This window comes from Vibrio sp. 2130-1 (genome assembly GCF_033339515.1).
This window is the reverse complement of the sequence record NZ_JAWOUT010000698.1, coordinates 1-525: the sequence shown is the minus strand read 5'-3', so window position 1 is coordinate 525 and position 525 is coordinate 1. Positions and strand designations below refer to the sequence as shown.

General features: G+C 49.9%; 1 protein-coding gene. It reads right to left on the bottom strand.

Annotation, left to right across the window (positions count from 1 at the left end; genetic code table 11):
• On the bottom strand, nucleotides 1–525 hold a 525-nt coding region (locus R7Q09_RS28210; RefSeq protein WP_318144217.1), incomplete at both ends, for an FAD-dependent oxidoreductase.

Genomic DNA, 525 nt, shown 5'->3' with positions numbered 1-525 from the left:
CTGTACTGAGGTGCAAAGTTGCCTTGCTCATCAAAGATAGACAGGACTTTCTTGATAGTGATGCCGGTTACTTTGCCGTTCTCATGTTCAATAGCTACTGGGCCCCAACCTGCGTTGAACTCAACACCTTCTTCTAGCGACTCGTCGATTTCGATTTGGCTTGCAGGTAGATTCTCTAGGCTCTCAAGCGAACATTGGTAAACGTCGCTTGCACCGATACGCCATGAAGAGCGCGCGCAGTCCATTGCCACGTCACCGCCGCCGATAACCATCACGCGTTTGCCTGCACGTGGGAATTGGCGAGTTTCAGAAATCTCTTTCAAGTATTCAACCGCAGAGAACACGCCATCGTTGTCATGACCCGGTAGAGGGATGATCGAACCGACGTGTGCACCGTGAGCCAGAATCACAGCATCATGTTCGCTACGTAGAGTGTCGAAGCTAATGTCTTTGCCGATCTCAACGCCAAACTGAGTTTTAATACCCAGCATCGCTAGGTAGCTGTATTCGAAATCGATAACATCG